15 protein-coding genes are annotated in these 14,531 nt (G+C 43.9%); 6 read left to right on the plus strand and 9 right to left on the minus strand.

What is annotated here, in order from left to right:
• Window positions 1-5: 5 nt before the first annotated feature.
• Window positions 6-1,460 (minus strand): gluconokinase, encoded by a 1,455-nt coding sequence (locus tag ABIO93_RS32395; protein WP_348074199.1) that lies wholly within the window; start codon window positions 1,458-1,460, stop codon window positions 6-8.
• A 97-nt stretch (window positions 1,461-1,557) separates the two neighbouring features.
• Window positions 1,558-1,926: a hypothetical protein gene (locus ABIO93_RS32400; protein ID WP_348074200.1), complete on the minus strand. Its 369-nt coding sequence runs from the start codon at window positions 1,924-1,926 to the stop codon at window positions 1,558-1,560.
• A gap of 352 nt (window positions 1,927-2,278) precedes the next feature.
• Here ABIO93_RS32400 and ABIO93_RS32405 point away from each other — a divergent pair, with 352 nt between their 5' ends.
• Window positions 2,279-2,467, plus strand: a complete 189-nt coding sequence (locus ABIO93_RS32405) for a hypothetical protein (RefSeq protein ID WP_348074201.1) — start codon at window positions 2,279-2,281, stop codon at window positions 2,465-2,467.
• Between the two features lie 60 nt (window positions 2,468-2,527).
• Here the strand turns inward: ABIO93_RS32405 and ABIO93_RS32410 are convergent, their stop codons facing one another.
• The gene (locus tag ABIO93_RS32410; protein ID WP_348074202.1) at window positions 2,528-3,757 is read right to left on the minus strand and encodes a metallophosphoesterase; all 1,230 of its coding nucleotides are present in this window, start codon (window positions 3,755-3,757) and stop codon (window positions 2,528-2,530) included.
• A 222-nt stretch (window positions 3,758-3,979) separates the two neighbouring features.
• On the opposite strand from ABIO93_RS32410, the gene ABIO93_RS32415 reads away from it, so the two are divergent.
• Window positions 3,980-4,495, plus strand: a complete 516-nt coding sequence (locus tag ABIO93_RS32415; RefSeq protein WP_348074203.1) for a DinB family protein — start codon at window positions 3,980-3,982, stop codon at window positions 4,493-4,495.
• A gap of 80 nt (window positions 4,496-4,575) precedes the next feature.
• On the opposite strand, the gene ABIO93_RS32420 is transcribed toward ABIO93_RS32415, so the two are convergent.
• A complete protein-coding gene (locus ABIO93_RS32420; protein WP_348074204.1) occupies window positions 4,576-5,562 on the minus strand; it encodes a glycosyltransferase family 2 protein in 987 nt (328 codons plus the stop codon).
• A gap of 215 nt (window positions 5,563-5,777) precedes the next feature.
• Here ABIO93_RS32420 and pgeF point away from each other — a divergent pair, with 215 nt between their 5' ends.
• Complete coding sequence (pgeF, locus tag ABIO93_RS32425) at window positions 5,778-6,554, plus strand: peptidoglycan editing factor PgeF (protein ID WP_348074205.1); 777 nt, start codon at window positions 5,778-5,780, stop codon at window positions 6,552-6,554.
• Window positions 6,555-6,624: 70 nt separating this feature from the next.
• Here the strand turns inward: pgeF and ABIO93_RS32430 are convergent, their stop codons facing one another.
• From ABIO93_RS32430 to ABIO93_RS32440, 3 genes are all read right to left on the minus strand, one after another.
• Window positions 6,625-7,059, minus strand: coding sequence for a histone H1/H5 family protein, HCT subfamily (locus ABIO93_RS32430; RefSeq protein ID WP_348074206.1), 435 nt, complete (start codon window positions 7,057-7,059; stop codon window positions 6,625-6,627).
• 76 nt (window positions 7,060-7,135) lie between these two features.
• Window positions 7,136-7,666, minus strand: a complete 531-nt coding sequence (locus ABIO93_RS32435; RefSeq protein WP_348074207.1) for an RNA methyltransferase — start codon at window positions 7,664-7,666, stop codon at window positions 7,136-7,138.
• Window positions 7,667-7,783: 117 nt separating this feature from the next.
• Window positions 7,784-8,404: a response regulator transcription factor gene (locus ABIO93_RS32440; RefSeq protein ID WP_348074209.1), complete on the minus strand. Its 621-nt coding sequence runs from the start codon at window positions 8,402-8,404 to the stop codon at window positions 7,784-7,786.
• A 471-nt stretch (window positions 8,405-8,875) separates the two neighbouring features.
• On the opposite strand from ABIO93_RS32440, the gene ABIO93_RS32445 reads away from it, so the two are divergent.
• Together ABIO93_RS32445 and ABIO93_RS32450 are read left to right on the plus strand one after the other, a co-directional pair.
• Window positions 8,876-9,730, plus strand: coding sequence for a hypothetical protein (locus ABIO93_RS32445; RefSeq protein WP_348074210.1), 855 nt, complete (start codon window positions 8,876-8,878; stop codon window positions 9,728-9,730).
• 69 nt (window positions 9,731-9,799) lie between these two features.
• Window positions 9,800-11,077: a LamG-like jellyroll fold domain-containing protein gene (locus ABIO93_RS32450; protein WP_348074211.1), complete on the plus strand. Its 1,278-nt coding sequence runs from the start codon at window positions 9,800-9,802 to the stop codon at window positions 11,075-11,077.
• Window positions 11,078-11,097: 20 nt separating this feature from the next.
• Here ABIO93_RS32450 and ABIO93_RS32455 read toward each other — a convergent pair whose 3' ends face one another.
• Together ABIO93_RS32455 and wecB are read right to left on the minus strand one after the other, a co-directional pair.
• The gene (locus ABIO93_RS32455) at window positions 11,098-11,745 is read right to left on the minus strand and encodes an FkbM family methyltransferase (RefSeq protein ID WP_348074212.1); all 648 of its coding nucleotides are present in this window, start codon (window positions 11,743-11,745) and stop codon (window positions 11,098-11,100) included.
• An 18-nt stretch (window positions 11,746-11,763) separates the two neighbouring features.
• Window positions 11,764-12,882: a UDP-N-acetylglucosamine 2-epimerase (non-hydrolyzing) gene (gene wecB, locus ABIO93_RS32460; RefSeq protein ID WP_348074213.1), complete on the minus strand. Its 1,119-nt coding sequence runs from the start codon at window positions 12,880-12,882 to the stop codon at window positions 11,764-11,766.
• Between the two features lie 124 nt (window positions 12,883-13,006).
• Here wecB and ABIO93_RS32465 point away from each other — a divergent pair, with 124 nt between their 5' ends.
• Complete coding sequence (locus ABIO93_RS32465; RefSeq protein WP_348074214.1) at window positions 13,007-14,530, plus strand: polysaccharide biosynthesis C-terminal domain-containing protein; 1,524 nt, start codon at window positions 13,007-13,009, stop codon at window positions 14,528-14,530.
• The last annotated feature ends 1 nt before the right edge of the window (window position 14,531 follow it).

Genomic DNA, 14,531 nt, shown 5'->3' on the forward strand with positions numbered 1-14,531 from the left:
TTTTACTATTGAGCCATCGTTAACCTGGCTCCTTTGATAAACTTCTCGCTTAAAGTATGATACTCCTTGTGAACGCTGGCTTTGGCGTCAAACTCCTGCCCCACGGTCGTGAATGCTGTCATTTCAGAGAACTCTTTATTCACACCCAAAGCTTTCAGCCCCATCATTGCCGCGCCTACTGCACCCGTTTCTACGGTTTCGTTTAGCATCACCTTTTTACCAAAAATGTCGGACAGCATCTGCACCCAAATGGGGCTGCGGGCAAACCCGCCATTGGCATAAATCGTGTCGATCTTCTGCATTTCCATGAGGATCTTGCCAATGCTGTACAAATTCAGCAGAATACCTTCCATGACGGCCCTTGCGAAATGAGGGCGGGTATGCTGAATGTCAAGCCCTGAAAAACCACCACGCACCGTCGAGCTCCACAGTGGCGCACGTTCGCCCAACAGATAAGGATAGAAAAGGAGCCCGTCCGAGCCTGCCTTTATTTTAGATGCTTCTTTGAATACCGCATCGTATTCTTCTTTTGGAAAGAAAGTGTTCATTAACCATTCAAAAATGACCGCTCCATTGTTTGAAGGCCCTCCTACAATGAAAGTTTTCTCGTCGAGCACGTAGCAAAACGTCTGCATAAGCGGATCGGAATACGGCTTATCAGAGCAAATCCGTACTGCGGCACTAGTACCGATCGTCACGGCCATCGAACCGGTCCGGATCGCGCCGCTACCCAGGTTGGCCAGGCATCCGTCACTGGCACCCATGATCAGGGCGGTACCTTCAGGAAGTCCCGCAGGATTATCGGCAGGAAGCTTTTCAATGTGGTAAGGAGATACTGTTTCTGACAGCTTTTCAGATTTCAAACCCAGCTTTTTCAGGGTATAAGCGTCCCATTTCAATTCCCGGATATTGAACATCCCGGTCGCGGAAGCAATGGAATAATCGACGACAAATTTCCCGGTGAGACGGAAAATGACGTATTCTTTAATACCCACAAAACGGCTGGTATTTTTATAAATTTCAGGCTCGTGTTGTTTCAGCCACATCAGCTTGCACACCGGTGTCATCGCGTGAATGGGCGTACCATTGTGGTTGTAAATTTTCTTACCAATTTGCGACGATCGTAGCTTGATCGCAATGTCGGAACTGCGGTTGTCGGCCCAGATAATGAGGTTAGTGAGCTGCTTTCCGGCTTTATCCAATGCGAGTACACCGTGCATCGCGGCACTGAAACTGATACCCAGCAGCTCGCCTTTGTCTTTACAAAAAACGGCAACGGCCTTGATTGTTTTGCAGGTAGCCTCATAAATCTCCACAGGGTCCTGCTCACTCCAGTCGGGCTGCGGATGCTGCATTTCGTAACTTTCACTATGCGAGGTCAGGATAGCACCTGAAACCGAATCGAAAGCAACTGACTTAACGTTTGTTGTGCCGATATCACAACCAATTATATAGGGCATCTGCAATTGTTTTAGTAGCAATCACAACGGCTTCTCCAAAGTCGGTGCGGCGCGTTATTTTACTAAAACAAATGTATGGATTCATCGTCAGAAAATATTACAAAGCTGTTGCTACCCTAAGCGTTTTGGTGGCCACAGTGAACGACTGCGAGAATTTGTGCTCTCCGTCAGTCAGTTCGAATGTGTAAATACCGTCTTTCATCGTCGACAAATCGAAGTACTTGTGATACTTCTTGTACACGAGTGTTTTCTCGGCAAACAAGATGTTCTTTTCTTCATCTTTGATCCTTACCAGTACACGGTCGGTTTTCGGATATTTGTAGCTCACCTCAAATTGCATAGGTTTGACCTCTATGATAAAGAAATCAGAAAAGTAAGCCTGGGTGTCATTTTTTTGTACTGTCTGGGCGTTTGCACCCGCGCAGGCAATCCATGCAAAGAACAGAATAGTGTAAAAGCATTTCATCGTTTCTTGAATTTAGGAGTGAAAGATTTTTCAGCTACAACGCCGTAGCGAAAAAATTATATTTTATTAAAATACAATTTAAAGATATATTGTATCGAAATAAGAAGCAATGACCAAATATAACGTTGTATTAAAGTTATTTAAATAACAATCGTAAATCTTCGAATGATAACATGAATATCTCCTTCCCTATGCACATTGTTCAAATAATACAATTCAGGTAATTTAGAGCTGAAATGTGCAACACGGACTGTATAGCAGCATTTCTGTAAAAAAAGCCGCAGTGTTACTGAATCTTAACCTGTATTTATTATTTTCGCAGAATAAACGATTACGATTAATCCAATCCGAAATGTCCGAAACTTCACATACCGAATCTACTTCACTGACAAGCGGGGTTTACATTGCAGCTTTCATCATTCTGTTTATCATTCTTGCAGTGTTTGGTGACCTGTTCACTTTTATTTTGGGAACAATAGGTCTCGTGGTGACCTTCGCAGCATTTTACTCTGATAAGAGCCACGACGCAGCACATCATTGATTGTAGATACGACGGCCACCGGGACGGCTATCAGGTTTGATGCCGTGCCAGCTTGAAGATTTAACGAACGGCCAGTTCAGGGAGCGCATGAACCGCATTCCACGAGAGCTCGCCGTTTTCTTTGTTAATTACCCAGGACTCTTCATACACGAGGGTATCTTCCAGGTCGAGGTATTCAGCATGCAAAGCCGTTCCTTTGAGTACCAGCCTTACAAATCCATTGTATCCAAGCGAATGTCTCCCGATCGTGGTACGCACGCGGGTATCGTACAGGCCGATCTTCGAAACTTCACCTATGTCCGGCATCCCGGTTTCCACGGGTAACCCGCCGTGACCAATGCAGCGCCCGAAAGCATTTAATCCTTTTCCGTTGCTGGCAGCATTATAGATAACCAGGCGATGATCATGCCCCCAGAACCAGACCACGGAGCGTTTGGAAGCGCCCATTAATTCCAGAAGCTGCTCTCCCGGCCGGGCATACTCCTCCCGGAATGCTGAAATGTAAGGATGATGGCTTAATATGACAATGCCACGCCGATCGTTGGGATTACCCAGCTGCACGACATCACGAAGCCACTCAACCTGCTCTTTCCGAAGGTGGCAATCCGGCGGGGAAAGAATTTCAAAAAACGGACGCCCGACAGAAGTATAGCCAGTGTCGATACCGATGATGCGCCAATGCTCGTTTTCCAGGCAGAAAAACCCAGCCTGCTGGGTCTTTTTCACATCCCCGTTCTGAATGTACATCGCAGGCAGCAGGTGTTGAAAAAACGCATTCCCATTGGAATACATCTCATGATTTCCTGAAAGCGCCAGACTGCCCGACGCTCCATAGTACCACGAAGCATACGGCGCTGTAAAATTCTCTTCTACTTCTTTGGGGCTTCCCACAAAGTAAATGTCCCCCATGTGTATGGTATAATCCGGCGCGTATTTCGCAACCAGGTGTGCAACCTTGTCGGACTCGGCGGTATCGCTTGCCCAGTCCGACAGCAATGCGATGCTCAATTCTTCGCGGGAAGGAATAGAGGATTGTAGTTTGTAAACGCCTGTGTCTCCGTTTCTCGGATAGGCCTGGTAGGGATGCCTGGGCCCGAAGCGGCTGCGAATGTAGTGCCAGGCAAAACCAAGCAAATTAGTTTTGAAAAACTCAGACAAGACATTCGTAACATTTGAAGTTTCCTTCACATGCTTCTCGTATAGTTCCTGCTGGGTTTTGGCGTGATTCTCTGCTTCACTATGTCCAAGATCCAGGTATTTCTCAGCACGTTCCTTGGATGACTCCGGCATAGGACGATGATAATGTCGATAAAAAGATGTTTTAGGGTAAATAAAATAATAACCTGCTGAACCGCAATCATTAGCCACGAAAATTTCTTCAAACTAAAAAGGAAAATAATGTAACCGCTTGGCGCTCTGGCGTTACCAATTATTTTGCCGGACTGTTGACAATCGCATTCCTTAGAAGTACCTTTCGATGAAAATTATTCAACCACCAAAACCAAAAATCGAATGAAACAACTGACTATTACTTTTATGATGCTTTTCGCAGTAACATCTGCATTCGCACAAACCACACTTTCCAAGCAAGTTGCTGACTGGGAGCGCGCTAAGGTTTTCACAAAGGAATATCTGGACGCGATGCCTGACGATGGTTATGCATTCAAACCTACCCCTGAGATCCGCTCTTTTGCGCAACAAATGGATCACCTTGCAGATGCGAACTTCGCATTTATTTCAGGGGCTACCGGTAAAAAAAGCCCTTTCGAAGGATCAGCTGAAAAAATGGCAGACCAGTCGAAAGCAACTGTAACGAAAGTAGTGATGGATAGCTATGATTTCGCTATCTCTTCATTGAAAGGACTGACCGAAGCTGACCTTGGCAAGGATGTAAAAGTTTTTGGAATGGATATGAAAAGTGGTGTCGCGTTTGAAAAAGCATTCGAACACCAGACACACCATAGAGGACAAGCGACGGTTTACATTCGCCTCAAAGGTGTGAAACCGCCTCAGGAAAAATTATTCTAGGAGAAAAGTTTTCTAAAAATAAAAAAGGGACTTCCGGCTATGAATGGCCGAAAGTCCCTTTTTTATTTGTCCGACCTCTTTTAAGCCTTGGCTTTTGTTTTGAGATTATAAAGATTGAGTGCCAGAAAGCTATACATTTTCATAGCAAATGGTGGTATAATAAAGTCTCTGATCACTTCTTTTCGCCTTTCGCCCGAAGGCTCTGCCATAGAAAGGTATTTCAATGCATACTTTAATCTTGGCCAGTATGTTTTCCCGTATTCTCTTGAAAAAAGCAGCTTATAGTAATAGGTAGCAATGTTCTTTTTGAGCGTTTCATCGTATTTGTAACCCAACTCTTTGTTGATATTGGAATACAGCTGAATCCTGTTGAACAAAAAGTCGGCACCGTAATGGTTGTCTGCGAAGCTGGCACCTCCCCTGTTTTTACGATACACAGACATTACTTCGTCAATGTACCCGATCGGCCCGCGGGTGGCGAACATAATGTTCCGGGGAATGTCGCCGCTGGTGGACAGGTTAGTCCATTCCGGATCAGGATTTTTGGCAAAATCCTCTCTTCTGAACATCAGGCTGGACGTTGCGATAAAACAAAGCTCGTCCTCTCCTATCAGATCGTCTACCGTAAATTCCTTTTTTGTAAGTGTATTGACGAGATATGGTGGTGCTGCGTTGTCGTCAAAAACAACACGGGCATTGTGAAAGCATGCAGAATAGTGCGGATTTGCATCCATCATTTCAGCCTGCTTTTGCAATTTATCATTGGTAAGAAGATAGTCGTCTCCGTCAAACTGGGCGATATATTCACCCTTTGCCGCCGCAAATGTGGCCAGCGCGTTGAATTTTCCGTTCAGCCCCATATTCTTTGGGTGTAGCAAAAGCCTGATCTGATCCGGGAAACGTTGTTGGTAGTCCTTTAAAACTGCAACTGTATTATCTTTTGAGCAGTCATCTCCTACGATAATTTCAAAAGGAAATGTAGTTTGCTGCATTAATATAGAATCCAGCGTCTTGGCTACAAACTTTTCGTGGTTATAGGTGACTACACACACACTCACTTTTATCATAATCACTAATTCTTGATGTAAGCTTTTCCGCTCTCTACAAATTTAATTCATTTATTTCCAATATCTGAATCTGGCTAGTATCCGGCGACATTGTTTACTCCCCGGCATTTACCCAACGTAGACAACTCTATTGTAACGAAAAAAATTCTCCCGAAAGTGATTAAAAAGGCATAAACATCTACATTTGAAAAATCATCAGCATTAATCACAGCCACATGGCGCATCAAAATTTACTGTTAGAACAGCCCTTATTTCGCTCTCCATCCATTTTTTCAGGATATCCCGGCCTGGTCGCAGCCGAAAGCACCCGGCATGGCGGCGTAAGTACCGCGCCGTATCATTCGCTCAATCTGGGAGGCTCAACACAAGATAGTCCCGAGCACGTAGCTGAAAATAACCGGCGTTTTTTTGATGCTTTAAATGTACCACTACATCAGGTTGCCAAATCGCACCAGGTTCATGGCACAGACATTCTTACGGTAACTGCATCGGGGAGGTTTGAGGGATACGATGCATTGATCACTAATTTACCTGATGTGCAGCTAGCCGTTACCGTGGCAGATTGTACGCCCATTCTAATTTACGATCCCACAGAAAAAGCAATGGCCGCCATTCATGCGGGCTGGCGCGGGACGGCAGGGCAGATTGTCAAAAAAACGGTGGAGGCGATGGAAAAGGCATTTGGAACGAAGGCCGAAGATTGCCTGGCTTACATTGGTACCTGCATCGACGAATGCTCTTTTGAGGTTGGTGACGACGTGGCGCAGCATTTTGACCCGACTCACAAGCGTTGGGACGCTGAAAAGGAGAAATTCTTCGTCGATTTGAAACTGGCTAACAAGCATCAATTGCTTTTTGCAGGCTTGAAACCAGACAATGTTGAAGTATCAAATTACTCGACGGTGCTTCACAATGAAGATTATTTTTCTTACCGTCACGAGAAAGGTCTGACAGGAAGAATGCTGGCGACCATTGGAATCGTCAATCTTTAAATTTCACCAGCGCACAAAACAAAAGATCCAACCCTGATGAGTTGAATCTTCTATTCTTATCTGGGAAGGATTAAGCTCCTTCGTTAGAAACTTCTTGTTTGGTATCCGCTGCTTTTACCCCAGGTTTGGCAGGAGTTTTAGATACGACTGGTTTCGCGATACTAGCCTCTTTTCCTACTGTTGGCTTAGCCGGAGGGACAACCGGTGGCTTCGATGAAGCAGAAGCGACCAATGCTGCAATTTTTTCAGCTTTGTTTTTTTTACTGTCCTTTTTGCTCTCTTTTTTGTCTTTCGGCTTTGCTTTCGATTTTTTCTCAGCATTCTTGGCGTCCTTCGCTTTCTTTTTTAGCGTCTCTTTTTCGAACTTAGCTACTTTTTTTGCCAGTTTCTCAGCAGCCTTCTCAATTGATTTCTTTATTTTTTTTGAACCTGCGGAAATTGCGTCAATTTTCCCTGTCAGACTTTCAGCAATTTCGGTGGATAACTTTTTCGTAGCGGATTTCATAAGCACATTTGTGAATACATTAATAACCTGCAATACCGTTTATTAAACTCAAAAGACCAAATTTTCCGTGTTATATTTATGTTAAATTTTTTCTAACATAGTCCCATAAGACGATTCCCGCAGACACGGAAACATTGAAAGAATGCTTGGTCCCGAACTGCGGAATTTCAACGCATCCGTCAGATATCTTAATAACATCATCACTCACTCCTTCTACTTCATTTCCAAACACAAAAGCATGCAATACGCCAGGTTGCGGATTAAAATCCTGCAATAAGACGCTTCCTTCCACTTGTTCCACACACCATATCCGGTAGCCTTCCGCCCGCAGCTGCGTCACGGCCTGTAATGTTTCAGGGCTTTGTTCCCAGTCCACCGATCGTTCGGCACCAAGTGCGCTTCTGGTAATTTCCCGATGCGGTGGGTACGGGGTATAGCCGCACAAGATGATTTTTTGAGCTCTGAAAGCGTCGGCGGTTCTGAAAAAAGAACCGACATTATTCAGGCTACGAATGTTATCGAGTACAATTACAAATGGAAATTTGTCAGATGCCTTAAATTCTTCCAGCGTCAGACGGCCCATTTCTTCGACTTCCAGTTTCCGCATTAATTATTCTCTCTTGGTTAAAATCTGAATTTGATAGCGTGTCTAATGTGGGCCAAAAGTAAATAAAAAATCCCTGCACCATTCCGGTACAGGGATTTTCAAAGCCGTCGAGCCATGTTATTTGATCTTCGTGATCAGCTCAACAATATTTTTAACACCTAGTTTTTCAAAGATCCTTGCTTTATAAGTACTCACTGTTGAAAGTTGCAAACTCAGTTTTTCAGCAATTTTGGCCGTTCCCAAGCCTTCTTTCAGCAGATTCATTACATCCGTTTCGCGAGGTGAAAGGCTTACGATCGGATCCGGAAGATACTCTTTTGGATTGATCAGGCGATTGATATTCATTTGCTGCATATCTTCGCTCATATACTTTTTGTTATTCAAAACGCTCATTACCGCTGTTTTGAACTCTTCCTCTGGTGCATCTTTCGACAAATACCCGTCGGCTCCTGCCTGCAAGTACATCAGCCCATACAACTGTTCGTCGTAACTTGAGAACATCAATATTCTGATCCCAGGGGATTTCAACCTGATGGTTTCAACCATTTTGGTAGTGTTGCCGCCCGGTATGTTAATGTCCAATATCAGCAGGTCATATGATTTAACTTCAAGTTCCTGAAGTATCTTGTCGAAATCATCTACATCCGAAATGGTTGATTCTGGAATTAAAGATTTGAGGAGGTGTTTGGTACCGATGCGCACCACTGCGTGGTCTTCGGCGATAAGTATGTGTTTCATGTATCGGATGGGTTCTATTTAATTTAAACGATCTGGGTGTCAAAGTTAAATTAAACAATCAACTTTCTGCAGTAGATTGCCTCTTTCTTAAAGATCCTGATTACCAACCAGAACAATATTCTTCATTCAATCTGAGCCGTTTGAATGAATTAACAAAAATAGTAACAGCATTGTATTAAACATAAAAAATATCAAATTAGTATATCAAATATTTAACAAAACGTGTCATTTCATCCGATTTATACAAATTTTTAAATTTTGTAAGGTGACATTCCGTTCTTATCCGGCCAAACACACAACACTATTTACCACACACACAATCCCGAACTCGAATGGCATAAAGATGATCTTTATGTAAATGTCGCCATTCAGCCCAGAGAAAGCCCTCTGGAACTGAGATTTCGGCCATTTCTCTACCTCACCTGTGAGCACCTCCTCACGCAAACGGAGGATGCTATTTATTGCTTTGCAATGTACAGGAAAACGCAGAGTTGCGCTGTGGCAATATTTCAATGTGCAGTAAATCTATTTGATGAATGGGTTTCTCCTCCGCGCGCACCGTTCGGAGGCGTTCAATGCGATGTCGATTGCTCTCAGCAAGAGCTCGGATTTCTACTATCCTGCATCACCGCGTTCATTGACCGGCGGTGCGGAAAATCGCTGACAATCAAGACCGCCCCGACCTGCTATCATCCAAACTCACACAATCTACTACACAGTTGCTACGAGCAAAATGGTTTTCCGGCTGTGGAAACGCATTCCAATCATTTCATTCCTGTTGATTCGGATAGCTTTGCCAAAAAAGTCCATCCGGCTGAAAAGAGGAGGTTATTCAAATGCAAAAACGCCGGTTATACTATTGGTTCTGGCAAGAAAATAGAATTGGAGAAAGCATATAGCTTTCTGACGCATTGCCGAAATCAAGCTGACTACAAAATACCGCTGTCGCTGTGCCAGGTGACCCAGCTTGCCTGCCAGTTACCGGAACATTTATTGCTTTTTGGCGTTTTTGATGCCGATAAAATGATCGCGCTTTCGATATCATTAAAAGTGAGCGACGATATTTTGTACAATTTCCTGGTGGCCGATCTTAGAGAGTACCGGACATTCAGCCCGGTGGTCATGTTGACGGAGACAATTTACGAGTTCTGTCAGCAACAAAACATAAGCATCCTCGACCTCGGAATTTCAGTAGACGAAAATGGAAATCCTAAACCGTCATTGACCAGATTTAAGAAAAATATAGGCGGACAAGCGTGTGAGAAAGTAACCTATGAGAAATTTTTTGGAAAGGTAGATTTGTTTTCTGCCGTCCAAAACTCATAAGGTAACAAGAAAATGTTAAAAAAAAGCACGAAATTGTAACCCTGAATGCACTTACCTCCCTCCGCCTTTATGAAGTATTATTTTTACTTGATCTTTTCTTTCTTTTTCCCATTTCTATCAGGTACTACTGCACAAGTAAATCTCAATCAGGGCCTTATAGGCTGCTATCCCTTCACAGGAAATGCAAATGATTTAAGTAATAGAAATAATGACGGAGACGTCAGAGGAGCAAAATTGACAACTGACCGTTTTGGAAATGCAAATGCTGCTTATGACTTTGATGGAATTGACGATTTTATTGAAATAGGTGTCCAAGATCTGAAAATTAATGAGTTCAGTTATTCCATGTGGATATATCCAAGAAGTTTACCCTCATACGATCAGGCTTTTTTCATGTTCTCCATTGGAAGTGCATCAGGAGATCAGGGTATGCTAATCGGCAATGAGTATACCGGCGTCCTTACCGGTTTTTCGAATGGCAGTTACCTGGGGTATGATTATAACGTGAGGTGTATGACGCGAGCTATGCCCAAATTAAATCAATGGTACCATATTGTCCTCGCGAAAGATGTCACTAATTATTATTTCTACGTAGATGGAAAGTTAATATGCGCAAGCCCCACCAAAGGCTCGGCAGCATATTACGGGACTGGGATCGTCAAAGCCACTATTGGAGCCAGGTTCAATTATGGACAAGCCATAAATGCCATCATTGATGATGTTCATTTATACAACCGTTCTCTAAATACAACAGAGGTTGAAACCTTGTTTAAAGGGGTACCTTCAACAGCACCGGAAAAAATAACGCTTACGCAGGATAAAACTACAACTTGTGCCGGAGAACAAATCCAGTTCACAGCTTCCGTAAACTCACCTACAGTTTCATATTACTGGAAAGTGGATGGAATTATTCAGTCAATCGCTTTCAGCAATGAGTTTATTTATCAATTACCTGATAGACATGTAGATTACCAAACAACCATTTCCGTAGAGGCTTCAGATAAAAACTCCTGCTTCCCAAGTGACCCGGCAACTGCAGAAAAAACGATTACAGTTGCAAAATGCGATTCGTCTTCCGAGAATCCTTCGTTGTTTGTTCCCACTGCTTTTACTCCAAATAATGATGGTAAAAACGACACATGGGAAATTTTTAATCCGGATGCATTTTCCGAATTAAAAATAAGCATTTTTAACCGGTGGGGTGAAGTAATCTTTCAATCGGCCGGATATGCCAGGCCCTGGAATGGAACTTACAAGGGAGTTGTCGTACCGGCGGGCGCATACCCTTATAAAATATATTCTCAACGTAATTTAATTAAACAGGGAGTTGTTTCCATCATTCATTAAAATACGATCTGGTCTGCTTCTTAAATCCCAAGACAGTTACCATCGCGGTAAAAAACGCTGGTGCAGGTTTCAATTCCAACAATAGGTGCCATTCCGATGAAATCGAGCCTGCGAAAACCTCGCTCTTTGAGATAATCCTTTGCCTTTTTGTACCATTCCCGCTCCGAATTGTCGAGGATCAATACACCGTCCGACGTAAGGTAGTCCACTGCAAAATTGGCGCATTTCACGCGGTTACGCCCATCTACAATAATGATATGATAATGCTCCCCCGTGGACTGTACCGCTTTTACATAAGCGTCGCCCAGCGGCTTGTCCAGTACTTTTGCGTTGGAAGGAAGTTTCGGGCTGATGAGTTTGATCCATTCCGTATCGTGCTCAACGGCTACAATATGCTTAACCTGAGCCGCATACCAGCGCGTGGAGTTGCCTGATCCGTATTCAAAAACAATAAACTCCGGCTTGATCCTGGGTTTAAGGAAAAGTATGAAAGGGTAAGTGTACCACGGCAGCGGGTCACCGTTAATATCCACTGATTGCTTGGAATGATAGCTTCTGAACCAACCGTATTGCTTCAAAGCGCCACCCATATACAACTGTACACTTCCACCCAACCCGGCTTTGTTGAGCAGGTTCCATGCATTATTCTTTATTTTCCTCAGTATCATTCAGCAGCCTGATTTGTCTTATTTGTCACAAACGTACGAATTAATGTATTTTTCTCTCAAAATTGCGACGATCCGTTCCGCAGCTTTCCCATCCCACCCTTCCGGTATTTGGCCTATTTTACAGTTTCCTGCAAATATTTCCGCTGTAACCAACGCCACTGATTCTTCGTCTGCGTTCTTTAACAGATAGTTTGTACCTTCCTTAACGGTCACTGGTCGTTCCGTATTTTCTCTCAATGTGATACAAGGCACATTCAAATAAGTCGTTTCCTCCTGAATGCCGCCGGAATCGGTTACTACCAATGATGCGTTTTTTGTCAGGTTAAGGAATTCGAGGTAGCCCTGCGGTTCCAGGATTTTCAGGTTTTTGATATTTTCAAATTCATTTTTCAAACCATATACCCCCATGTTTTTCCAGGTTCTTGGATGAATGGGAAAAATTACGGTTTTCAGCAAAGCAAGCCTTTTGATTATTTTTAAAACCCTTTCCAAACCCTCCCTACCGTCCACATTCGAGGGCCTGTGCATGGTCATCAGTACGTATGAGCCAGCATTCAGTTCCAGCGTTTTTAATATAGACGCGTTCTGAATTGCTTCTTTGTAATATGCCAAAGAATCGATCATGACATTGCCAGCGAAATGAATGCGAGTGGCGGGGACATTCTCGCTTAGCAAATTATCAACCGCGTCCTGCTCCGTCACAAACAAATGATCCGAAACCGCGTCCGTCAATATCCGGTTAATCTCCTCGGGCATGCTCCTGTCGCCACTTCTCAATCCCGCTTCCACATGCGCTACGGGCACATTCATTTTGACAGACACCAAGGTACAGGCCAATGTGGAATTGACATCCCCTACTACCAGCACCAGATCCGGTTTCTCAATGAGCATGACCTTTTCAAATTCCATCATAATCTGAGCGATTTGCTGTATCGGCGTACCAGCGGCGACATTCAGGCAAAAATCAGGCTTCGGCAAATTCAGCTGATCGAAAAAGATGCCGGACATGACCGGATCGTAATGCTGGCCGGTATGGACAATTTTGGAAGTAATCTCATGATGCTGCGAAAAGGCGCGATGCAGGGGCGCAATTTTGACAAAGTTAGGCCTGGCGCCTACTATACTCAATACTTTCAAGTGTGTGTGGTTTAATTGTTGGAACAAATATAGAAGAACACAAGGAGATAACTAATCGCAGTCCTTCGCTAGGGTATCTAACCGTTTTTGTCTTATTTCGTCTTGTTAATCAAGAAAAACCTCAATGGGGATTATAGTACGTCAGGGATTCAAAAGCTCCATTGTTTCCTACATTGGAGTAGTCATCGGAATTTTCAACATCCTGATCCTCTACAATCAATATCTGACCCAGGAGCAGCTGGGTTTGTACGCTTCTACCCTGCTTACATTTCCGGTTATTTACATGTCTTTTGCCCTGCTGGGCGTCCCATCTGTCGCCGTACGGTTTCACAGCAGGTTTCAGGATCACGAATCGCGGAGGCAGCTTTTTACATTTATTATCATTACACCGCTAATTGGCCTAGCCGCTTTTGCGGGTTTATATTTACTCTTCAAACCGCTCTATATCAGGTTTTATCTTGACCATTCGCCAATGCTGGTCAAGTATTATTACATTTTCATTCCACTAACGGTAGGTATGGTTTATTTGCTGGCACTGGAATCTTATTCACGGATCAATTTGCGGATTGCTGTTCCATCGCTCATTCGCGAGGTGGGCCTTCGCCTGTCAAACAGCTTGTTTGTGATCCTTTTCGGGTTTAAAATCATCACATTCGATACCATGGTCAGCCTCACCGTAGCCAGTTACGGCCTCGCCATTATCGCGATGCTGATCTATTTACATTTTCAGAAAAGACTTTACACCTCCCTCGATTTCGGTTTTATCAGGCATCCGGCCTTCAAGGAAATGTACCGATACGGCCTGTGGGTTTTATTGGGTGGCGCCAGCGCTGCTTTGCTCCCGCACATTGAAAAAGTTCTGCTCCCGGCATTTGAAGGAGGACTTGGAAGTACTGCTATTTTCGACATTGCTTCGCGCATTGCATTGGTCATTTCTATTCCCAGAAACAGCATTGTAATGATCAGCGCGCCCATTATTTCCGAAGCCTATGCCCGGAACGACATTGCACACATTGATACCATTTACAAAAAGTCTTCATTGAACCTGTTCATTATCGGCACATTGCTTTTTCTGGGGATCTGGTCTAATATTGATGCTATTTTCAGTATCATACCTAAATCAGACATTTACTCACAAGGCAAATGGGTGGTGTTAATGGTGGGCGTTTCCCGGATCGCCGACATGGCCACGGGACTGAATTCCGAAATCCTGACCAACTCGCGGTTTTATCGGTACGACATTGTTTTCATGCTTTTTTTCACGGTACTCATTTTGCTAAGCAGCCAGTACCTGATTCCGGTATATGGCTACAATGGCGCCGCAGCTGCCGCATTGTTTTCAACGGTGACCTATAATGTATTGAAACTGCTTTTCATCCGGAAAAAGATGGGTATCCAGCCATTTACAATGGGCACTTTAAAAGTGATTGCATTGGCTACTCTGGTCTATACGGTCGTTTATTTCATTCCGTATCCTGCACAGGTCCGAAGCTTACCTGCAACATTGCTCGATATGACCATCAGGTCGGTCACAGTAGCCGTCATTTTTGGTGGAGGAATACTCGCCTGGAACGTTTCCGAAGATATTTCAATGGGATTCCGGGCCGGATGGTCATTTGTCAGATCGGTTGTTTTCAAAGCAAAATAAT

Origin of the sequence: Dyadobacter sp. (assembly GCF_039919315.1) — a bacterium.
Lineage (GTDB): Bacteria > Bacteroidota > Bacteroidia > Cytophagales > Spirosomataceae > Dyadobacter.